Origin of the sequence: Burkholderia sp. SIMBA_051 (genome assembly GCF_046534915.1) — a bacterium.
Lineage (GTDB): Bacteria > Pseudomonadota > Gammaproteobacteria > Burkholderiales > Burkholderiaceae > Burkholderia > Burkholderia ambifaria.
Window position 1 is genome coordinate 310,642 of record NZ_JAWRXS010000004.1, and the last position, 21,063, is coordinate 331,704.

At 68.3% G+C, this 21,063-nt stretch carries 16 protein-coding genes and 1 pseudogene; 3 read left to right on the forward strand and 14 right to left on the reverse strand.

Annotated elements, in window-relative coordinates:
* Positions 1-53: 53 nt before the first annotated feature.
* A complete protein-coding gene (locus tag SB771_RS11830) occupies positions 54-2,921 on the forward strand; it encodes a valine--tRNA ligase (RefSeq protein ID WP_175662592.1) in 2,868 nt (955 codons plus the stop codon).
* A gap of 87 nt (positions 2,922-3,008) precedes the next feature.
* Positions 3,009-3,893, forward strand: coding sequence for a UTP--glucose-1-phosphate uridylyltransferase GalU (galU, locus tag SB771_RS11835; RefSeq protein WP_410721796.1), 885 nt, complete (start codon positions 3,009-3,011; stop codon positions 3,891-3,893).
* Between the two features lie 60 nt (positions 3,894-3,953).
* Here galU and SB771_RS11840 read toward each other — a convergent pair whose 3' ends face one another.
* From SB771_RS11840 to SB771_RS11870, 7 genes and pseudogenes are all read right to left on the reverse strand, one after another.
* Positions 3,954-4,568, reverse strand: a complete 615-nt coding sequence (locus SB771_RS11840; RefSeq protein WP_175662593.1) for a DUF4136 domain-containing protein — start codon at positions 4,566-4,568, stop codon at positions 3,954-3,956.
* A 37-nt stretch (positions 4,569-4,605) separates the two neighbouring features.
* The gene (locus SB771_RS11845; RefSeq protein ID WP_175662594.1) at positions 4,606-6,993 is read right to left on the reverse strand and encodes a CHASE2 domain-containing protein; all 2,388 of its coding nucleotides are present in this window, start codon (positions 6,991-6,993) and stop codon (positions 4,606-4,608) included.
* Positions 6,994-7,003: 10 nt separating this feature from the next.
* Complete coding sequence (locus SB771_RS11850; RefSeq protein WP_175662595.1) at positions 7,004-8,365, reverse strand: FecR domain-containing protein; 1,362 nt, start codon at positions 8,363-8,365, stop codon at positions 7,004-7,006.
* On the reverse strand, positions 8,362-9,066 hold the full coding sequence (locus SB771_RS11855) for a response regulator transcription factor (protein ID WP_006756066.1): 705 nt from the start codon (positions 9,064-9,066) through the stop codon (positions 8,362-8,364). The genes SB771_RS11850 and SB771_RS11855 overlap by 4 nt, the downstream gene beginning before the upstream one ends.
* Before the next feature lie 231 nt (positions 9,067-9,297).
* A pseudogene (locus tag SB771_RS11860) lies at positions 9,298-9,789 on the reverse strand (peptidase).
* 226 nt (positions 9,790-10,015) lie between these two features.
* Positions 10,016-10,243 carry a sulfurtransferase TusA family protein gene (locus SB771_RS11865; protein WP_006753156.1) on the reverse strand — a complete coding sequence of 76 codons (228 nt, stop codon included), beginning with the start codon at positions 10,241-10,243 and terminating at the stop codon, positions 10,016-10,018.
* A 131-nt stretch (positions 10,244-10,374) separates the two neighbouring features.
* Entirely contained in the window at positions 10,375-11,310 is a 936-nt protein-coding gene (locus SB771_RS11870; protein WP_006759565.1) for a LysR family transcriptional regulator, read from the reverse strand.
* Positions 11,311-11,418: 108 nt separating this feature from the next.
* Between SB771_RS11870 and SB771_RS11875 the strand changes: the two genes are divergently transcribed.
* Positions 11,419-12,939: a CoA-acylating methylmalonate-semialdehyde dehydrogenase gene (locus SB771_RS11875; protein WP_175662597.1), complete on the forward strand. Its 1,521-nt coding sequence runs from the start codon at positions 11,419-11,421 to the stop codon at positions 12,937-12,939.
* 60 nt (positions 12,940-12,999) lie between these two features.
* Here SB771_RS11875 and SB771_RS11880 read toward each other — a convergent pair whose 3' ends face one another.
* From SB771_RS11880 to SB771_RS11910, 7 genes are all read right to left on the reverse strand, one after another.
* Positions 13,000-13,884: a MurR/RpiR family transcriptional regulator gene (locus SB771_RS11880; protein ID WP_006753153.1), complete on the reverse strand. Its 885-nt coding sequence runs from the start codon at positions 13,882-13,884 to the stop codon at positions 13,000-13,002.
* A gap of 271 nt (positions 13,885-14,155) precedes the next feature.
* A complete protein-coding gene (locus SB771_RS11885; protein WP_175662598.1) occupies positions 14,156-15,328 on the reverse strand; it encodes a Gfo/Idh/MocA family protein in 1,173 nt (390 codons plus the stop codon).
* Between the two features lie 63 nt (positions 15,329-15,391).
* Entirely contained in the window at positions 15,392-16,318 is a 927-nt protein-coding gene (locus tag SB771_RS11890) for a TIM barrel protein (protein WP_175662599.1), read from the reverse strand.
* A 58-nt stretch (positions 16,319-16,376) separates the two neighbouring features.
* Positions 16,377-17,390 carry a Gfo/Idh/MocA family protein gene (locus SB771_RS11895; protein ID WP_165751274.1) on the reverse strand — a complete coding sequence of 338 codons (1,014 nt, stop codon included), beginning with the start codon at positions 17,388-17,390 and terminating at the stop codon, positions 16,377-16,379.
* 63 nt (positions 17,391-17,453) lie between these two features.
* A complete protein-coding gene (locus tag SB771_RS11900) occupies positions 17,454-18,368 on the reverse strand; it encodes a sugar phosphate isomerase/epimerase family protein (RefSeq protein WP_165751273.1) in 915 nt (304 codons plus the stop codon).
* Between the two features lie 37 nt (positions 18,369-18,405).
* Positions 18,406-19,431 carry an ABC transporter permease gene (locus tag SB771_RS11905; protein ID WP_006753148.1) on the reverse strand — a complete coding sequence of 342 codons (1,026 nt, stop codon included), beginning with the start codon at positions 19,429-19,431 and terminating at the stop codon, positions 18,406-18,408.
* 26 nt (positions 19,432-19,457) lie between these two features.
* Positions 19,458-21,032, reverse strand: coding sequence for a sugar ABC transporter ATP-binding protein (locus tag SB771_RS11910; protein WP_175662600.1), 1,575 nt, complete (start codon positions 21,030-21,032; stop codon positions 19,458-19,460).
* Positions 21,033-21,063: the final 31 nt, after the last annotated feature.

The window sequence follows — 21,063 nt, forward strand, 5'->3', positions numbered from 1 at the left end:
ATAATTGCCGGATTCGGCATCCAATTCACGCATTTTTCGGCAGATTTCCAACCATGAGCGACAGCACGCTTGCGAAGAGTTTCGAACCCCACACCATCGAGTCCCAATGGGGGCCGGAGTGGGAAAAACGCGGCTATGCCGCCCCGGCCTTCGACCCGGCGCGCCCCGATTTCGCGATCCAGCTGCCGCCGCCGAACGTCACCGGCACGCTGCACATGGGCCACGCGTTCAACCAGACGATCATGGACGGCCTCGCGCGCTACCACCGGATGCTCGGCGAGAACACGCTGTGGGTGCCCGGCACCGACCACGCCGGGATCGCGACCCAGATCGTCGTCGAGCGCCAGCTCGATGCGCAGGGCGTGTCGCGCCATGACCTCGGCCGCGAGAAGTTCGTCGAGCGCGTGTGGGAGTGGAGGCAGCAGTCCGGCTCGACGATCACCGGCCAGGTGCGCCGCCTCGGCGCGTCGACCGACTGGTCGCGTGAATATTTCACGATGGACGACAAGATGTCGGCCGCCGTGCGCGACGTGTTCGTCACGCTCTTCGAACAGGGCCTGATCTACCGCGGCAAGCGCCTCGTCAACTGGGATCCGGTGCTGCTCACCGCGGTGTCGGATCTCGAAGTCGCGAGCGAAGAGGAAAACGGCCACCTGTGGCACATCCGCTACCCGCTCGTCGACGGTTCGGGCTCGCTGACCGTCGCGACGACGCGTCCCGAGACGATGCTCGGCGACGTCGCGCTGATGGTCCACCCGGAAGACGAGCGCTACGCGCACCTGATCGGCAAGCTGGTCACGCTGCCGCTGACGGGCCGCGAGATCCCGGTGATCGCCGACGACTACGTCGACCGCGAGTTCGGCACGGGCGTCGTGAAGGTCACGCCCGCGCACGACTTCAACGACTACCAGGTCGGCCTGCGCCACAACCTCGCGCCGATCGAGATCCTGACGCTCGACGCGAAGATCAACGACAACGGCCCCGAGCAGTATCGCGGCCTCGACCGCTTCGACGCACGCAAGGCAATCGTCGCCGACCTCGACGCGCAGGGCTTCCTCGACTCCGTGAAGCCGCACAAGCTGATGGTGCCGCGCGGCGACCGCACGGGCGTCGTGATCGAGCCGATGCTGACCGACCAGTGGTTCGTCGCGATGACGAAGGCGGCGCCGGAAGGCACGTTCAACCCGGGCAAGTCGATCACCGAGACGTCGCTCGACGTCGTGCGCAACGGCCAGATCAAGTTCGTGCCGGAAAACTGGACGACCACCTACTACCAATGGCTCGAGAACATCCAGGACTGGTGCATCTCGCGCCAGCTGTGGTGGGGTCACCAGATTCCCGCGTGGTACGGCGAGAACGGCGAGGTGTTCGTCGCGCGCAACGAGGAAGAAGCGCGCGCGCAGGCCGCCGCGAAGGGCTATGCCGGCGCGCTCAAGCGCGACGAGGACGTACTCGACACGTGGTTCTCGTCGGCGCTCGTGCCGTTCTCGTCGCTCGGCTGGCCGAACGAAACGCCTGAACTGCAGCACTTCCTGCCGTCGTCGGTGCTCGTCACGGGCTTCGACATCATCTTCTTCTGGGTCGCCCGGATGGTGATGATGACCACGCACTTCACCGGCAAGGTGCCGTTCCATACCGTCTACGTGCACGGCCTCGTGCGCGACGCGGAAGGCCAGAAGATGTCGAAGAGCAAGGGCAACACGCTCGACCCGATCGACATCGTCGATGGCATCGACCTCGAAACGCTGGTCGCGAAGCGCACGACGGGCCTGATGAACCCGAAGCAGGCCGCCACCATCGAGAAGAAGACGCGCAAGGAATTCCCGGACGGCATCGCCGCGTTCGGCACCGATGCGCTGCGCTTCACGATGGCGTCGATGGCGACGCTCGGCCGCAACGTGAACTTCGACCTCGCGCGCTGCGAAGGCTATCGCAACTTCTGCAACAAGCTGTGGAACGCGACGCGTTTCGTGCTGATGAACTGCGAAGGCCACGACTGCGGCAACGACAAGCCGGAAGTGTGCGGCGCGGGCGACTGCGGCCCCGGCGGCTACCTCGACTTCTCGGCGGCCGACCGCTGGATCGTGTCGCTGCTGCAGCGCACCGAGGCCGACATCGCGAAGGGCTTCGCCGATTACCGTTTCGACAACATCGCGACCAGCATCTACAAGTTCGTGTGGGACGAGTACTGCGACTGGTACCTCGAACTCGCGAAGGTGCAGATCCAGAACGGCACGCCGGAACAGCAGCGCGCGACGCGCCGCACGCTGCTGCGCGTGCTCGAGACGGTGCTGCGCCTCGCGCACCCGATCATCCCGTTCATCACCGAAGCGCTCTGGCAGAAGGTCGCGCCGCTCGCCGGCCGTTATCCGCAAGGCAAGGCCGAGGGCGAAGCGTCGCTGATGACGCAGGCGTATCCGGTTGCGAACCTGCAGAAGATCGACGAGGCGTCCGAGCAATGGGCGGCCGACCTGAAGGCGATCGTCGACGCGTGCCGCAACCTGCGCGGCGAGATGAACCTGTCGCCGGCGACCAAGGTGCCGCTGCTCGCGGCCGGCGACGCCGAGCGCCTGCGCTCGTTCGCGCCGTACGTGCAGGCCCTCGCCCGCCTGTCGGAAGTCCAGATCCTCGCGGACGAAGCGACGCTCGACAAGGAAGCGCACGGCGCGCCGATCGCGATCGTGGGCCCGAACAAGCTGGTACTGAAGGTGGAGATCGACGTCGCGGCCGAGCGCGAGCGCCTGTCGAAGGAAATCGCGCGCCTGACGGGCGAGATCGCGAAGTGCAACGCGAAGCTCGGCAACGAGGCATTCGTCGCGAAAGCGCCGCCGGCCGTGGTCGAGCAGGAACAGAAGCGCGTGGCCGAGTTCGGTAGTACGCTGGAAAAACTGCGCGCCCAGCTCGATCGGTTGCCTGCGTAACAAACGGTAAGGTCGTTTGCGTTCACTATAATCGGAACGTGAACATAGACCGTCTGACAAGTCGATTACAGGAATAAAGGTTCGATCATGTTGAAAGTCAACAAGGCGGTATTCCCGGTTGCCGGTCTCGGCACGCGGTTCCTCCCTGCAACGAAGGCGAGCCCGAAGGAAATGCTGCCGGTCGTCGACAAGCCGCTGATCCAGTACGCGGTCGAGGAAGCGATCGCCGCGGGCATCACCGAGATGATCTTCGTGACCGGGCGCAGCAAGCGCGCAATCGAGGACCACTTCGACAAGTCGTACGAGGTCGAGGCCGAACTCGAGGCGCGCGGCAAGGCAAAGCTGCTCGAGCTCGTGCGCAGCATCAAGCCGAGCCACGTCGACTGCTTCTACGTGCGCCAGCCGGAAGCGCTCGGCCTCGGCCATGCGGTGCTGTGCGCGGAAAAGCTCGTGGCGGACAACCCGTTCGCGGTGATCCTCGCCGACGACCTGCTCGACGGCAACCCGCCGGTGATGAAGCAGATGGTCGACGTGTTCGACCACTATCACAGCTCGGTGATCGGCGTGGAAGAGATTCCCCCGTCGGAGACGAAGTCGTACGGGATCGTCGATGGCAAGGAGTGGGAAGAGTCGATCGTCAAGATGTCGGCGATCGTCGAGAAGCCCGCGCCGGAAGTCGCGCCGTCGAACCTCGGCGTGGTCGGCCGCTACATCCTGAAGCCGCGCATTTTCGAACACCTGCGCGCGCTGAAGCCGGGCGCGGGCGGCGAGCTGCAGCTCACCGACGCGATCCAGGCGCTGCTCGCCGACGAACAGGTGCTGGCCTACAAGTATCAGGGCACGCGCTACGACTGCGGCAGCAAGCTCGGCTACCTGAAGGCGACGGTCGAATTCGCGCTGCGCCACCCGGAAGTCGGCACCGAGTTCGACGCGTACCTGCGCACGCGCCGCAACGCGCATCCGGCCGCCTGAACGCGGCCCGGGCCGGCCTCGCCTTTCCGGCGGGCCCGCCCTCACCTCACGGCCGGCGCGTCAGCGCGCGGCGGCCGGCTTCACCGAGACGACGCCCGGCATTGCGCCCGCGTCGTCTTTTTTCGTCTTCACGAGCCAGCCGTCACCCTGCTCGAACGGCAGCTTCGCGAGCGCGCTCCGCACGAGCGTCGGCGCGGCCTGCTGCGTGCCCGCATCGCGATCGCGCAGCGACGCCGACACGCGATAGACGTCCGCGCCCGAGCTCGCATCGACGAAACGCAGCGTCAGCACGTGGCGGTACACCGTACCCGCGAACGGCAGCGCGAACGGCGCCGGCCCGTCGACGGTCACGCACGCGCTGCTCGCGGCGCCGCACTGGTCGGCCGTCGCCGCGACGGACGCCGGCTGCGTCGCATACGCGATCGACAGCCGGTAGCGCGCATCCTTGCCGGCTTGCGCGTCGAAGCCACGCTGCGCGAGCTCGTCGCGCACGAGCGTCTCGATCCGCCGGTATTCGGCATCGTCGGCCTGAGCGGCCGTGCGGACGACATCGTAGCCGTGCGCACCGGACGCGAACGCATTCGGCTGCCCGAGCGCGCTCACGCCGGTCGTGACGCCGGCGCAACCCGTCAACAGCGACGCCGCCAATGCGGTCGCTGCCCATTCCTTTCTCATGACTTCCCCCAAATGCCTGCCGTCGTGCCCGGCCCTGTCAGGCGGACGGCTCGTCGATCGCGGGCAGCGACACCGTCACCGCGGTGCCGACACCCACTTCGCTGTCGACCGTCACGCTGCCGCCGTGGCGCGTGACGACCGTCTTCACGAATGCCATGCCGAGCCCCGAACCCGAGATTTCGGGCCGCTCGCCGGCATGGAACCGCTTGAAACGCTCGAACAGATGCCGCTGATCTTCCGGCGCGATGCCGTACCCCTGATCGCGAATCGTACAGAACATCCGCCTCGATGCGTGCTCGATCGTCAGCGTACACGTGATCACCGTGTCGGACGGACTGTATTTGACCGCGTTGTTCAGCACGTTGACGAACGCGCGCGTGATCAGCGAGCGGTCGGCGCGCGTCCAGCCCATGTCGGTGCCGACGTCGGTATCGATGCGGATACGCTTGGCCTGCGCCTGCGGCCAGACTTCGTCGCTCGCGTCGATCAGCACGTCGACGAGGCTCGTCGGTTCGAGCTGGTACGCCTGCGACTCCGCGCGCGCCAGTTGCACGAACTCGTCGGCGAGCGACAGCGCGCGATGCGCGTACCGCTCGATCCGAGCGAGCAGCGTGCGCGTCGCGTCGGTCTCGACGCGTTCGCGCTCGATCTCGACGAGCGCGAGGATCGACGACTGCGGCGAGCGCATGTCGTGCGACAGCAGGTGCAGCGCCTCCTCGCGCTGCCGCTCGGCCGCATGCAGCTCGGTCACGTCGACGAGGCCGGCGATCCAGCCCGTCACGTGGCCCTGCGCGTTCGTACATGCCGCGTAGCGTAGCAGATGGTCGAGCCCGTCGCGGTCGCGCACCTCGATGCCGCGCGCCATCGCGTCGTGCTCGGCCTCGAGCGTCGGGTCGAGCGCGGCCGGCCAGTGTTCGCGGATCGCGACGTCGTGTTCGACGTTGCCGTCGACGGTCTTCATGAAGGTCAGCTCGCCGAGCGCGGCGCGCAGCGGCCGGCCTTCCGGCAACGGCAGCGCGAGCCGCGACCCGTAGCGCTTCGCCGCGTGGTTCGCGATCAGCACGGTGCCGGCCAGGTCGGTGACGAAGATCGGCTCCGGCATGCTGTCGAGGCTGTCCCACACGAAGCGCTTCATGTCCTGCACGCGCTGCGCGGCCTGCGCCATCAGCGCCATCTGACGTTCGAGCACGTCGCCGCCGACGCTGCGCGTGCGCGGCGCCTCGGGCAGCAGGTGCGGCTCGTCGGCGAGCCGCTGCAGCTCGCGGCGCAGGTACGACATCGTCATTTCGAGGCGCCGCCAGTTCCAGATCGGATACACGGCGATCAGCCCGAAGATCGCGGGCGCGGGCGACAGCCACACGCGCGCCTCGAACAACAGCGCCACGCTCGCGACGACGGCCGCCGCGGCCAGGCTCAGCGTCAGCAGCAGGCCGCGCCACGGCGACAGCATCAGGAAACCGGCCAGCAGCACCGCGAGCGGCAGCAGCGACGCGGCGAACAGCCCCGCGCGCGACACGGGCAGGATCGCGCTGCCGGTCGTCAGCATGTCGAGCACGTTCGCATGGATGTACACGCCGGCGAGCGGGCCGAACTCGCCCGACACCGGTGTCGCGAAGCGGTCGTAGAGGCCCGAAGCCGTCACGCCGACGACGACGATCTTGCCGCGCAGCGCATCGGGTTTCACGCGCCCTTCGAGCACGTCGTCGAACGACAGCGTCGGATACGCGGGGGTGTTGCGGCTGAACGGGATCAGGTAGCGGCCCTCGCCTGTCACGTCGCGCGACAGGTCGTGCGCATGCGCGCCGGGCGCGCCGCCGGCCGGATGCAGCCGGCCGGCCTCGAGCGCGCGGTAGACGGGCACCATCAGTTGCGGCCAGCGCACGCGTCCGTCGCTTTCGAACAGCGCGACGCTGCGCACGATGCCGTCGGGATCGACTTCGAGATTGATGTGGCCGAGCCCCGTCGCGCGGGCCGCAAGCTCCGCCACCGGCGGATCGACGGTGCGCGTGCCGTCCGCCTGCTCCGGGCTCAGCAGCACGGCGAGGAACGTCGGCACACGGGCCATCGCGTCCGCGAACGGACGATCCTCGGGCGACTGCTCGGTAAACAGCACGTCGTAGACGACGGCGGCCGGCTGCGCACGCGCCAGCGTGTCGAGCAATCGCGCATGCACGCTGCGCGGCCACGGCCAGCGGCCGAGCGCGGACACGCTCTGGTTGTCGATGTCGACGACGACGACGTCGGGCGACAGCGGCAGGCTGCGCAGCATCAGCAGCCGGTCGTAGATCAGCCCGTCGACGCTCGACGACAGCCGGCCGAGCGCGCACGCGAGGATCACCGCGATCCCGAGGCAGCCGATCGCGATCCACTCGATCAGGAAGCGGCGGCCGAGGCGCCGCCGCGGGGAAACGGAGTCGGTTTTCATGTGCCGCGGATCAGCGCGACAACGTGAACGCGCTGACCGGACTCGTCTTCTGGTAGAACTTGCCGCCTTCGAACTCCTCGACCGTCACCGCCCAGTAGTAGTCGCCGGGCGGCAGGTGCGCGACGCTGATCTTGCGCGCATGCAGGCCGACCTGGTCGACGACCGGCGCGCTCAGGTCCTTCGAGCGCGACAGCACGAACCGGTAGCGCGCATCCTTGCCCGAGCCGTTCGGCGACCAGCGGAACTCGTAGCCGCCGGCGCCGGGCGACGCGCTCGCGTCGAGCCCCATCTGGCGCCGCTCGAACGCATAGGTGCGCGGCATGCCTTCGAGGCCGTTGGTGTCGATCGCTGCGACCCGCACGAAATACGTGCCGTTCGGCACGTCGCGAAACACCGCGCTCGGCGTATCGGTGCGGGTTTCGCGGAACAGGTCGAGCATGCCCGCGTCGTGGGCGAGCTGCAGGTGGTATGCGTGCGCGGCGGCGAGCGGCGCGATGTCGAACGCGACGTCGGGCTCGTCCTGCACCTTGTCCGGATGCGTGAGCGCCGGTGCGGGCAGCAGCTGGACGGGCGCGCCGATCGCGCCGGATGATGTCGCGACGCTGCCGAAGTTCGCATGCACGAGCGTCGGATCGGCCGGTTGCCGCTTGCCCGCGACGCCGACGGTGCCGTCGAGCACTTCGATGCGCGTCGCCGCGTTGCCGGCCGCGTCGTAGTTCACGCGAAACCGCGTGCCGCGCACGCCGGCCACGACCGACGGCGAGCGGATCTGGAAGCGGTCGTCGCGTTTCTTCAGATGCGTGACTTCGCTGTCGACCGAGCCGCGCGTGAGCTCGAACTCGCGATCGAGCGTGCCGGTCAGCACGGTGCGGCGCAGCGTCTTCAGGTCGAGCTGGCTGTCGGGCGGCAGGCTCATGTGCGTGCCGTCGGTGAGCTCGATCGTCACGAAACCGTTCGCGCCGGTGCGCACGCGGTCACCCTCGTTGAGCGTCGCATCGTCGGCGAGCGGCGCGTACGCGTCGCCGGACCTGCGCTCGGCCGCCCCCTGCACCGCGACGACGCGCGCGGTCAGCTTTTCCTTGCGCAGCCGCGCGACCGGCAGCTTCAGCGCGATGCCGGGCTGCAGGTGCTTCGGGGCCGGCACGCCGTTGATCTGCTGCAGCACCTGCCAGTCGTCCGGGCCCTGCAGGTAACGCGCGGCGACGTCGTACAGCGTGTCGCCGGCTTGCGTACGGTAGACGATCGTCTTGCCCGCGGCAGCCGGCGGCCGCGCGGCGGCCTGCTGTGCCGCGCATGCCAGCGCGACCACGCACGCCGCGCGCAGTGCCGCCGTGCGCAGGCCCGGCGTGCGCTGCGTGATTCGCGCGATCACTCCGGTTCTCCCTGGCCGACCCGCTCGAGCCGGTAGCCGTAGCCGTAGATCGGCGCGAGGCGATAGCCGTTTTCCGGCCGCAGGCCGAGCTTCGTGCGCAGCATCGAGATGTGCGTGTCCATCGTGCGCGACGGAATGTCGGTCGCCTGCTTCCACACGAGATCGAGAATGTGGGCGCGCGACAGCGGCCGGTCGAGATGCTGGAACAGCAGCAGCGCGAGCTCGAACTCCTTCTGCGTGAGGCTCACGGCCTTGTCGCCGACATAGGCCTGCTTCAGGTTCACGTCGAAGCGGAACTGGTCGAACTCGCGAACGGTCGCCTCCGGATTGACCGGATACGCGCGGCGCAGCAGCGAGCCGATGCGCGCGCGCAGGATCGGGCCCGACACGGGCTTGACCACGTAATCGTCGGCGCCGGCGTTGAGGATCTGCGTGATCCCCGCCTCGTCGTCGCGGCTCGTCATGAAGATGATCGGCAGGCTGTGCTCGGACTGGTTCGCACGGACCCACTTCAGCACTTCCTCGCCGGACATGTCGGGCACGTTCCAGTCGAGCACGAGCAGATCGAACGTCTCGCGCTGCAGACGCTTCTTCAGAGCCTTGCCTTCCTTGAACGCATAGCACGTGTGGCCGGCGGCCGTCAGCGTTTGACTGACGAAATCCGTCTGGGCCGGATCGTCATCCAGTACAGCAATTCTCATAGCACCCCGCAAATCGAAATCGATTCGTCCAGTTCAGCTCCCCGCGCTCACTCCGCCGCGCCGCACACGGGCACGGCTTCCGACGCCGGCCGGCGAGCCGCCGTTTGCCGCTCGCGCACCCTGCGTGACACGGCGCCCCGGCCAAATATCTCAAAAACGGGGCACGGACGAACCGGCGATTTCATCATAGTAGTATGAAATTCGCCAAGAAATTGCGCGGACTACGGTCCTTTATTCGAATAATCCTGCCCATCGCGCGATTACGCGCCCTGGTTTGGCGCCCGCCAGGCCGGCCATCGGCTCGGCAAAATCGTCGGCCGGCACACGCCGCCGCCGCGCGAGCGACGGCTACTCCGGCTGCCGCAGCGTCGGCTGCCGCAGCATCCGCTCCAGCTGGCCACGCACGCGCTCCCACGCCGGCGCCGCATAGTCGGGCTGGCTCGCCGCCCACGCGTGCGCGAGATCGAACACGCGCTCGACCGTCGCGCCGCAATACGTGAGGCCCGCGCCGTCGCCGTGCGCGGCGTCGCGCAGCCGTTCGTCGAGCGATTCGGCCAGCCACGGCATCTCGGCCGCCGCCGAATCGGCATAGGCCTCCAGCGCGGCACGCGCGTGGCGATCCTGTTGCGGGTCGAGCTCGATCCGGCTCGACCCCGCCGCGCGTGCGGGCGCGATGCGTTCCGCCGCGGACGGACTTCGAATGGTCCCTTGTCTGAAGGACATGTCCTCTCCCCGTTTGTACGACGGTAGCGTCAGGCATGGCCCCCGTGCCCGCCTCGTATGACGTACCGTGGCCGGCGCATCCATCCGAGACGGACGACCGGCCGGGTCAGTATACGCAGCCGGCCGTGCGACGAGGTTTAAGAATTGTCAGAGGCAGCGAAGGCGCGGCCGGCCCGCCACGGGCGCTGCCCGGCCGGGTGCCGCGAGAGGCGCGTGAGGCGGGCCGTCAGCGGCGGCGCATCAGGAATACGAAGGTCTTGTCCTGGGTCGTCACTTCGACGATCTCATTGCCCGTCTGCTTCGCGAACGCGGCGAAATCGCGCTGCGAGCCCGGATCGGTCGCGAGCACCTTGAGGATCTGCCCGCTCTCCATATCGGCGAGCGCTTTCTTGGCGCGCAGGATCGGCAACGGGCAATTAAGCCCGCGCGCGTCCACTTCCTTGTGAATCTGCATCGGCTGTCGACCTTCGAATGACGCGCCACACGGGCGCGGGAGGAAGCGGCGATTTTACCGCAGCGCGGCCGGGCCTGCCCGCGCCGCCGAGGCACGGCCATGGGGCAGGCAGGCCCGGCCGCGCGCGCCGCTCACGCGCCCGAAAAACCGCCGGCGAGCCGCTCGCGCAGGTGCCGCACGAGCGCGCGCACCGCGCTCGGCACGACCGGGCTGTACGGCCGGATCGCGAAGATATGGTCGCCGAACGCGCCCGACGGCCGCCAGCCGTCGAGCAGCGCGACGAGCCGGCCTGCGTCGAGATCGCGCTGCGCGCTGAAATCCGGCAGCAGCGCGATGCCGAGCCCGCCGAGCGCGGCCTCGCGCATCGCCTCGCTGTTGTTGGCCGCGAAGCTGCCGCGCACCGGCACGCTCACGCGCTGGCGGCGCCGGCCGTCGGGCTCGAAGCTCCAGGCGGCCGGCTCGTTGTCGCGCAGGTAGCACAGGCAGCTGTGATCGACGAGCTCGCTCGGGTGGCGCGGCGCGCCGCGCGCATCGAGGTAGTCCCGGCTCGCGACCAGCAGCGAACGCGTGTCGCACAGCTTCCACGCGACGTGGGTCTGCGGCGCGGTCGTCGTATGGCGGATCGCGAGATCGAAGCCCTCCTGCGTCAGCGAATGCAGCCGGTCGGACAGGTCGAGCTCGATGTGCACGCCCGGATGCTGCCGCAGGAAATCGGGCAGGTGCGGCACCACCTGCTGGCGCCCGAGCGCGACGGGCGCCGTCACGCGCAGCAGCCCGCGCGGTTCGCCGGCCAGATCCTTCACGCGCGCGAAATGCTGGCCGATCGACTCGAACGCGTCGCGCGTGCTGTCGACCAGCGTCTGCCCCGCGTCGGTGAGCCGCACGCTGCGGGTCGTGCGCCGCACGAGCGGCACGCCGGCCGCCTTCTCGAGATCGGCGATGCGCTGGCTCATCGCGGCCTTGCTGATGCCGAGCCGCTGCGCGGCGGCCGTGAAACTGCCGGCCGCGGCGAGCACCGTCAGCGAATGGATATGCGGCCAGAGCGCCTGGACATTTTGCTGATTCATCCATCGATTATTCAGAATTCTGAACAGTGAATCAAGCTGCGCGGCCTTCTCCCGCCCCGCCGCTTTGCCTAGACTAGGCTCCATTCGCCCCCATCCCCAGGAGACACGATGAACCCGGTTCCCGCCTACACGTCCGACGCCGACGTCGGCCATTACCTCGACGGCGCGCCCGTTGCCGGCCGCAGCGGCCGCTTCCAGGACGTCCTCAACCCGGCGCTGGGCCGCGCGGTGCGCCGCGTCGCGCTCGCCGACGGCGACGAAGTGCAGCGCGCCGTCGCGTCGGCCCATGCCGCGTTCCCCGCCTGGGCCGAGACGCCGCCGATCCGCCGCGCCCGCGTGCTGCACCGCTTCCTGCAACTGATGAACGAGCACCGCGACACGCTCGCGGCGATCATCACGGCCGAGCACGGCAAGGTGTTCTCCGACGCGCAGGGCGAAGTCGCGCGCGGCATCGACATCATCGAATTCGCGTGCGGCGTGCCGCAATTGCTGAAGGGCGACTTCACCGACCAGGTCAGCACCGGCATCGACAACTGGACGATGCGCCAGCCGCTCGGCGTCGTCGCGGGCATCACGCCGTTCAACTTCCCGTGCATGGTGCCGTGCTGGATGTTCCCGGTCGCGCTCGCGACGGGCAACACGTTCGTGCTGAAGCCGAGCGAGCGCGACCCGTCGGCGGCGCTGTTCATCGCCGACCTGCTCACGCAGGCCGGCCTCCCCGCCGGCGTGTTCAACGTCGTGCAGGGCGACAAGGGCGCGGTCGACGCGCTGCTCGACCATCCGGACGTGCAGGCCGTCAGCTTCGTCGGCTCGACGCCGATCGCGGCCTACGTGCAGCAGCGCGCGGTGCAGTCGGGCAAGCGCGTGCAGGCGCTCGGCGGCGCGAAGAACCACCTCGTCGTGATGCCGGACGCGAACATCGAGCAGGCGGTCGATGCGCTGATCGGCGCCGCGTACGGCTCGGCCGGCGAACGCTGCATGGCGATCAGCATCGCGGTGCTGGTCGGCGACGTGGCCGACCGGATCGTGCCGGCGGTCGCCGAGCGCGCGCGCAAGCTGGTGATCGGCGACGGGATGTCGCCGGAAGTCGAGATGGGCCCGATCGTCACCGGCGAAGCGCTCAAGCGCATCGAAGGCTATATCGAGCAAGGCGTCAGCGAAGGCGCGCAACTGGTGGTCGACGGGCGCGGGCTGCGCGTGCCGGGCCGCGAGGAAGGCTTCTTCACCGGCGGCACGCTGTTCGATCACGTGAGCCCCGACATGCGCATCTACAAGGAAGAAATCTTCGGCCCGGTGCTCGGCTGCGTGCGCGTGAAGGACTTCGGCGAAGCGGTCGACCTGATCAACGCGCACGAGTTCGGCAACGGCGTCGCGTGCTACACGAGCGACGGCGGCATCGCACGCGAGTTCGCGCGGCGCATCCAGGTCGGCATGGTCGGCATCAACGTGCCGATTCCGGTGCCGATGGCATGGCACGGCTTCGGCGGCTGGAAGAAGAGCCTGTTCGGCGACATGCATGCGTACGGCGAGGAAGGCGTGCGCTTCTACACGCGCCAGAAGTCGGTGATGCAGCGCTGGTCGTCGAGCATCGGCAAGGGCGCCGAGTTCGCGATGCCGACCGCGAAGTAAGCGGCCCGCGCGCCGCCCGCCGGGCAATCCCGCGGGCGGCGGGCGAGCACATGGCCGGCGTCAGCCGGCCTTCGTGCCGTGCGCGCCGTCGGCGGTCGGCAGGTACGACAGTTCCAGGCGATACGCGAGCGCGACGAACAGGCTCTGCGCGAGGCCCATCGTCGCGGTCAGCGCGCGGAACCCGAACGTCGCGCTGTCCTGCACCATCAGCGTCACCTCGGCCTCCCGCGCGAGCGGGCTCATCCGGCTGTCGGTGATCGCGATCAGGCGCGCGCCGCGCTGCACGGCCTGCTGCGCGACCTGCACCGTCTCTTCCGCATACGGCATGAACGAGATCACGATCATCACGTCGCCCTCGCGCACCGAGCGGATCTGGCCGAGATGCATGCTGCCGAGCGCGCTGAACAGGCCGATGCGCTTGTCGGTGTGCTGCAGCGCATAGTCGAGATACACGGCGATCGGAAACGCGCGGCGCGAGCCGGCGATCCAGATCGCCTGCGTGTCGGCGAGCAGGTCGACGGCCTGCGCGAGCGCCTGCGGATCGAGCGTCTGCCGCAACTGCTGCATCCCGGCGATGCTGCCCTTGATGAATTCGTCGGCGATCTGCTCGGGCTGCAGGCTCGACGAGCCCGATTCGATCACGTCGCGCAACCGCAGGTTGTACGCGCGGCCCGGCGCGATCTGCTGGGCCAGGCCCTCGCGGAACAGCCGCTGCATCTCGGAGAAGCCGGAGAAGCCGAAATGCTTCGCGAACCGCACGACGGCCGACGGCTGGACGCCGCAGGCCTCCGCGAGCGACTGGATGCCTTCCAGGCCAAGCTGATCGCGATGCGTTTCCACGTGACGCGCAATCACCTTCAGGCGATTGCTGAGGCCGTCGTACTCCTGCGTCAGATGCTGCAGGAACTGCTCGACGGTGGCGGGAGGTTTCTCGGATGAGCTCATCGGATAGCGCGAAGTTGACGGCCCCGATGCGCGCGCGGCCTGTGGGCGCGGCCCGGGACTCCCTGAATACATGCATGAAGGGCGAATTTAATCACGTTTGCGGCACGGCCCGTGCCGCCTGCTCGCTCCCACGCGCTCGATCATCACCTGCACACGCTCCACGGGCGATACGGGAACCCTACTGGAACCGTACCGGAGCCCATTCTCCAATGCGCTCGCCGCGCCGTAAAGATCAGGGCCGCTACCGATGCCGCGCATCGGCTGCCATCGCTCAACGATAGTCGACCCACACGCCGCCCGCATCGGCGGAGCGCACGCAGTTTTCGACCCAGCGCACGCCTTCGACGCCTGCGTGAACGTCCGGAAAGCGGATGTTCTGCAATGCTTGCGTGTCGCCGCGATCGGCCGCGTCCATCGCGAGCGCGAAACGCGCATACAGGTTCGACCATGCTTCGAACAGCCCTTCCGGATGCCCGGCGCCGATGCGATCCTCGCGCAATGCGTGCGGATGCAGATAGCCCATCCCGCGGTCGAGCACCTGCGCGGGCTGCCCCTGGATTTCGTAGCGCAACTGGTTCGGATGCTCGTCCCACCATTCGACGCTCGCCTTCGAGCCGATCACGCGCACCTTTTGCCCGTGCATCGAGCCCGCGTTCACCGCGCTCGACCACACGTAGCCGATCGCGCCCGTGTCGTATTCCATGATCGTGAACGCGTTGTCCTCGAGCGGCGCGCGGCTCTTCACGAAGCTCTGCCGCGAGCACATCAGCCGGCGTATCTTCAGCTCGGGCGCCATCACCTCCGAGATGTACAGCGGGTGCGTGCCGATGTCGCCGAGCACGTAGCTCGGGCCCGCGAACGTCGGATCGACGCGCCAGCGCGCGGCCGCGCTGGCGGCCTCGACGCCCTCGCTGTGAAAGCCGTGCGCGAACTGCATCTGCACGATGCGGATCTCGCCGAGATCGCCGCGCGCGATCATCTCGCGCGCCTGCTCGATCATCTGGTGGCCCGAATAGCCGTACGCGACGCCGACGATGCGGTTCTTCTCGACCGACAGCCGCTGCAGCGTCTCGGCCTCCGCGGTCGTGAAGCACAGCGGCTTCTCGCACACCACGTGCAGCCCCGCGTTCAGCGCCGCGCGGCAGATCTCGAAGTGCGTGTTGTTCGGCGTCGCGATCGACACCGCGCGGATGCCATCGGCGCGGCGTGCCTCGGCGTCGAACATCGTCCGGTAGTCGGGATAGCAGCGCCCGGCGTCGACGCCGAGCTTCACGCCGAACTGCCGGCCGCGCTCGGCATCGATATCGAACGCGCCGGCGACCAGCCGGAAGCTGCCGTCGCGCAACGCGGCCGACCGATGGCTGTAGCCGATCTGGCTGCCAAGCCCGCCGCCGACCATGCCCCAGGGAATCGAATGTCCGAGCAGAATCTGTCCGTCGATCATGATTGTCGTGTTCCTGTCCGTGTTCAGGTGTTCAGATGTTCAAAGGTTCAGGCGGTCGATCGTTCATGCGAATCCGGCCGACGCGAGAAACGCGCGGCTCGCCGCGACGTCGCGCAGGCTCGTGCCGGCGTTGCGCGGATCGCGCTCCTGTTCGATCGTGATGTAGCCGGCATAGCCGATGTCGTCGAGTGCGCGGCGGATCGCGCGGTAGTCGAGCACGCCGTTGCCGATCGGGCACATCACGCCGCGCGCGCAGGCCGCGAAAAACGCGATGTGCTCGCCCATCACCGCGTCGTAGACGGCCGCGTCGATATCCTTGAAATGCACGTAGTCGAGCCGCGCCGCATGGCGGCGCAGCCAGGTCTCGGGATCCATCCCGGAGTAGTACAGGTGGCCGGTGTCGAGACACAGGCCGGCCATGTCGGCCGCGATGTCGGCGACGATCCGGTCGATCTCGTCCGCGAATTCGATGTAGCCGCCCGCATGCGGATGGATCACCGCGCGCACGCCGAATTCGTCGCGCGCGATCGTCGCGATCCGGCGGATGTGGTCGACCATCCGCGCCCAGCGCTCGGCGCCCAGGCGCGGCGCGCGCGCCGTATGGCCGGCCGCGTAGTCGCGTTCCTCGTGCCCCCAGTCCATCACGACCAGGTACGGCGCCGCGTAGCGCTGGCCGTGCTGCGTCGGCAGCTTCGGCAGTTGCGTGATCAGCGCGCAGATCTCGCGTGTCTGGCGCAGCAGGTTCGGCAGGTTCTCCGGCGACACCAGATCGTCGAAGATCGTGCCGGCGGTGATGCTCAGTCGCTGCCGTTCGAGCTCCGCGCTCACCACGTCGAGTTCGAGCGGGATATAGCCGTAGGGCCCGAGCTCGATGCCCGAGTAGCCGGCCTGCGCGGCCTCGGCGAGCACGTGCCGCCACGACGGCAGGTGCGGGTTGTTCACGTCGTCGACGCCCCAGCAACAGGGCGCGCAGCCAATCTTCATCGTCATGTCGGTCAGTCCGGTAGAAAAGCGGCGCGGTGCCGCGTTCGGGTGGCGCGGCCGTGGCTCAGCCGCGATAGAACGCCGGGCATTCGGCCATCGCGATCGGCTCGACCGCCCCGCTCTGCTGTGCGCGCACGCACGCGTCGGCCGCAACCGCCGCCGCGTAGCCGTCCCACGCGGACGGGCCGGTCAGCGCACCTTGCCGCACGCCGTCGATGAAGGCCTGCAGCTCGACGTCGTACGACGCGATGAAGCGCTCCTTCCAGTCGGTCATGATCTCGACCGATTGCCGCGCCGCGTGCTTGAGCCCGACCGCCGGCGGATCGGGCAGCTTCGCGATGCCGTTCTCGCCGACGACCTCGCACTGGATGTCGTAGCCGTACTGGCAGTTGACGAAGATCTCGACGTCGATGCGCACGCCGCTCGCGGTTTCGAGCAGCACGATCTGCGGATCGGCAAGATGCGCGCTCGCGTGGCGCGTCTTCTTCGGGTAGACGACCTGCGCGCTCGTGTAGTCCTCGCCGAGCAGCCAGCGCAGCACGTCGAGCTCGTGGATCAGCGTGTCGGTGATCGCCATGTCGGTCGTGTAGCGCTCGCCGACCGACTGGTTGCGGTGCGCGCAATGCAGCATCAGCGGCGCGCCGATCCCGCCGCTGTCGATCACGTGCTTCAGCGCGCGATAACCTTCGTCGTACGGCCGCATGAAGCCGACCTGCACGAGCCGGCGGCCGTGCGCGACCTCGGCCTCGACGATCCGCATGCAGCCTTGCGCCGTCACCGCGAGCGGCTTCTCGCAGAACACCGGCTTGCCGTGCGCGATCGCGTCGAGCACGAACGCTTCGTGCGTCGGCCCCCACGACGTGACGAGCACGGCCTGCACGTCGGCGGCCGCGACCACCTCGTGGCCGTCGCCGTAGATTTCCGCATCGAGCCCGTACTTCGTCACCGCATCGCGCGCCTGCTGCGGATCGATGTCGTTGACGGCCACCACGCGCGCGCCGGACAGCGTGCGCGTCAGCCTGCGGATGTGGTCCTGGCCGATCGCGCCGCAGCCGATCACGCCGATTTGCAAGGTCATCCGGATATCTCCAGTCTGTCGTTCATCCATGGCGCGGCCGGTGCCGCGCCGGTCAGTCGTGAGTCAGCGCGCCGCCGCGCGATCGAAATGGCGATCGACGTAGCGCTGGATCGTGTCGCGCATGTAGCGTGACGACGCTTCCGCGCGGTCCTCCCACGCGAACACGCACGACGACATCACGCCGTCGAAGCCGGCGTCGCCGAGCGCGCGGAAAAACGTGTCCCAGTCGATCTCGCCCTGCCCGATGTCGAGATGCTGGTGCACGCGGATCTGGTTCGAGCCGGGCGGGTTGACGATGTAGCGCAGCTGGCTGCTCTTGCGGTGGTCGAAGGTGTCGGCCACGCGCACGTGCGCGAGGATCGGCGCGGCCTGCGCGATCATCGCGGCCATGTCGTCGCCGTAGTAGAACGTGTGCGGCGCGATGTACGACAGCTTCAGCGACGGCGAGCCGAGGTTCGTGACGATGTCGATCGCCGGCTGCAGCTGCTCGATCCAGTCCTCCGGATGCGGCTCGACCGACAGCACGATGCGTTCGCGCTCGAGGATCGGCAGCAGCTCGTCCATCGAACGGAACCAGGCGGCTTCGCACAGCTCCTTCGGGTTCGCGCCCGGCCGCTCGCCGACCGAGCGCTCCGGCGACGCGCCGCGCCCGAACTCGGACACCATCAGCGCGCATTCCATCTCGATGGCGACCTCGATCGCCTTCTTCCAGCAGCGCACCGCCCATTGCCGCTCGTCCTCGAACGGGCTGGCCCAGCGGTACATCGGCTGCAGCGACGCGAGCCCCACGCCGCTTGCGCGCAACGCGTGGCGGAACGCGGTCATGCGCGCGCGCGTCGCGCGCGGCATCACCCACCAGTCGAGAAAATCGCTGCGCGGCGACAGCTCGATCTGGTCGTAGCCGAGCTCGGCAACCGCGTGCGGCAACCGGTCGAGCGGCAGGTGGCGAATCATGTAGGGGTCCAGAGCGATCTTCATCTTCTTCCCGGGTGACGTGGGTATCGGTCTCGGCCGCTCAGCGGCGCGACTTCTTGTTGCGGTACTGATCGGCGATCACGGCCGCGACGATGATCGCGCCCTTGACCATCTCCTGGTAATACGCGTCGATCCGGATGAACGTGAAGCCCGACGTCATCACGCCGAGAATCAGCACGCCGATCACGGTGCCCGTCACGCGCCCGAGGCCGCCCGACAGCGACGTACCGCCGATCACGACGGCCGCGATCGCGTCGAGCTCGTACATCACGCCCATGCCCGACTGGCCGGAGATCGCACGCGCGGCCGTCACGGTGCCGGCGATCCCGCTCAACAGGCCCGCGATCGCATAGACGAACACCAGGTGGCGCGTCACGTTGATGCCCGACACGACGGCCGCGTGGCGGTTCGCGCCGATCGCATACGTGTACTTGCCGAAGCGCGTGTAGCGCAGCACGACGTGGAAGATCGCGGCCACCACGAGAAAGATGATCACCGGGTTCGCGCCCGCGCCGATCGCCGCGAACGGGTCGGTCAGCATCGACACCGGCATTCCGTTGGTGAACCACTTCGCGAAGCCGCGCGCGGCGACCATCGTGCCGAGTGTCGCGATGAACGGCGGGATGCCCGTCAGCGCGATCAGCGAACCGTTCAGCAGGCCGACCAGCAGCCCGACGCACACGCCGGCCAGCACCGGCCAGATGACCGGCAGGTCGGTCAGGTGCGGGAACACCGCGCGCGGAAAATCGGACACCTGCGCGAGGCTGGCCGACACGACGGCCGCCGCGGCGACGACCGAGCCCGACGACAGGTCGATGCCGCTGGTGATGATCACGAGGTTCACGCCGACCGCGATGATGCCGATCACGGCCATCTGCAGCACGATGATCTCGAGCCGCTCCGCGTTGAACAGGAAGCTCTGGCCGACGACGAGCCAGCCGATCACCTCGAAGAACAGGCTGATGCCCACCAGCACCAGGAAGATGCTCAGTTCGGGCGGCCACTTCGCGTGCCGCGTCTTGATCGTCAGGGACTGCGCGTCCGCGACCGGGTTCAGGTTGCCCATTGCTTTGTCTCCAATCTTGTTTCGGCTCAGCGCGAGGCCAGGTCCATGATGCGGACCTGGTCGGCGTCCTTGCGTTCGACGATGCCGGTCATCCGGCCTTCGTGCATCACCATCACGCGGTCGCTCATGCCGAGCACCTCCGGCATCTCCGACGAGATCATCAGGACCGCGACGCCCTTGCCGGCAAGCGCGCTGACGAGGCGGTGGATCTCAGCCTTCGCGCCGACGTCGATCCCGCGCGTCGGTTCGTCGAGGATCAGGATGCGCGGCTGCGTGAGCAGCCAGCGGCCGATCAGCACCTTCTGCTGGTTGCCGCCCGACAGGTTCTGGATTTCCTCGTGCAGCCCGGGCGTCTTCACGCGCAGCATCCGGCTCATTGCCTCGCAGTCGCGTTTGAGCTGCGCCTGCCGCACGAAATTGAACTTCACGTAGCGGTTGCTGAGCACGGCCGCTTCCATGTTCGCGAGCAGGTCGAGATTCAGGAAGCAGCCGCTGTCCTTGCGATCCTCGGTGAGAAACGCCATTCCGTGCTTCATCGCCTGCGCGGGTGTCGTGATGCGCACCGGTTTGCCGTCGATGCGGATCTCGCCGGCGGTCGCCGGCACGACGCCGAACAGCGCCTCCGCGACGTTCGAGCGCCCCGAGCCGACCAGGCCCGCGACGCCGAGGATCTCGCCCGCGCGCAGTTCGAAGCTGACGTCGCGGAACACGCCGTCGACGCCGAGGTTCTTCACGGCCAGCACGACCTCGCCGATCGGCACTTCCTCCTTCGGGAACATCTGCGTGATCTCGCGGCCGACCATCATCCGGATGATGTCGTCGCGCGTGACGTCGGTCGACGCGTGCGTGCCGATGTACTTGCCGTCGCGGAACACCGAGAACTCGTCGGCGATCTCGAACAGCTCGTTCATCTTGTGCGTGATGTAGACGATGCCCTTGCCCTGCTCGCGCAGCTGGCGAATGATCCGGAACAGGTGCGAGACCTCCTTGTCGGTCAGCGCGGAGGTCGGCTCGTCCATGATCAGCACGTCGGAGTCGAACGACACGGCCTTCGCGATCTCGACCATCTGGCGGCTCGCGACCGTCAGCGTGCGCACGTCGGCTTCCGGGTCGATGTCGATCGACAGCCGCTCGAACAGCGCGGCGGTGCGGCGGCGCAGCGCGGCGTGATCGATCAGGCCGAAGCGGTTCTTCGGTTCGCGGCGGATCCAGATGTTCTCCGCGACCGTCATGTACGGCATCAGGTTGAGTTCCTGGTGAATCATCGCGATCCCGCGATCGAGCGCGTCGAGCGGGCCGTTCAGCACGACGGGTTCGCCGTTGATCAGGATCTCGCCCTGGTCGGGCGTGTAGACGCCGGCGATGATCTTCATCAGCGTCGACTTGCCGGCGCCGTTCTCGCCCATCAGCGCATGCACGGTACCGCGGCGCACGCGGAACTGCACGCCGTCGAGCGCGACGACGCCGGGAAACGACTTGCCGACGCCGCGCACCTCGAGCAGGCAATCGGCGACGGGCGCACCGGACGAACCCGGCGCGGCGAGCGACGCGGCCGGCGCGCTTTCGTTGGCCATCGGGCGCGCCATCCTGGCTGTAAACATGGACGTTCCTCGAAAGTCACACGCGAACCCG

Bases quoted from the DNA above. Each gene is read 5' to 3' on its own strand.
- SB771_RS11865 (WP_006753156.1), bottom strand. From the start codon at position 10,243: ATGCAGATTCACAAGGAAGTGGACGCGCGCGGGCTTAATTGCCCGTTG.
- SB771_RS11900 (WP_165751273.1), bottom strand. From the start codon at position 18,368: ATGAAGATCGCTCTGGACCCCTACATGATTCGCCACCTGCCGCTCGAC.
- SB771_RS11880 (WP_006753153.1), bottom strand. From the start codon at position 13,884: ATGAGCTCATCCGAGAAACCTCCCGCCACCGTCGAGCAGTTCCTGCAG.
- SB771_RS11895 (WP_165751274.1), bottom strand. From the start codon at position 17,390: ATGACCTTGCAAATCGGCGTGATCGGCTGCGGCGCGATCGGCCAGGAC.
- SB771_RS11830 (WP_175662592.1), top strand. From the start codon at position 54: ATGAGCGACAGCACGCTTGCGAAGAGTTTCGAACCCCACACCATCGAG.
- galU (WP_410721796.1), top strand. From the start codon at position 3,009: ATGTTGAAAGTCAACAAGGCGGTATTCCCGGTTGCCGGTCTCGGCACG.
- SB771_RS11855 (WP_006756066.1), bottom strand. From the start codon at position 9,066: ATGAGAATTGCTGTACTGGATGACGATCCGGCCCAGACGGATTTCGTC.
- SB771_RS11890 (WP_175662599.1), bottom strand. From the start codon at position 16,318: ATGACGATGAAGATTGGCTGCGCGCCCTGTTGCTGGGGCGTCGACGAC.
- SB771_RS11840 (WP_175662593.1), bottom strand. From the start codon at position 4,568: ATGAGAAAGGAATGGGCAGCGACCGCATTGGCGGCGTCGCTGTTGACG.
- SB771_RS11870 (WP_006759565.1), bottom strand. From the start codon at position 11,310: ATGAATCAGCAAAATGTCCAGGCGCTCTGGCCGCATATCCATTCGCTG.
- SB771_RS11905 (WP_006753148.1), bottom strand. From the start codon at position 19,431: ATGGGCAACCTGAACCCGGTCGCGGACGCGCAGTCCCTGACGATCAAG.
- SB771_RS11845 (WP_175662594.1), bottom strand. From the start codon at position 6,993: ATGAAAACCGACTCCGTTTCCCCGCGGCGGCGCCTCGGCCGCCGCTTC.
- SB771_RS11910 (WP_175662600.1), bottom strand. From the start codon at position 21,032: ATGTTTACAGCCAGGATGGCGCGCCCGATGGCCAACGAAAGCGCGCCG.
- SB771_RS11885 (WP_175662598.1), bottom strand. From the start codon at position 15,328: ATGATCGACGGACAGATTCTGCTCGGACATTCGATTCCCTGGGGCATG.
- SB771_RS11875 (WP_175662597.1), top strand. From the start codon at position 11,419: ATGAACCCGGTTCCCGCCTACACGTCCGACGCCGACGTCGGCCATTAC.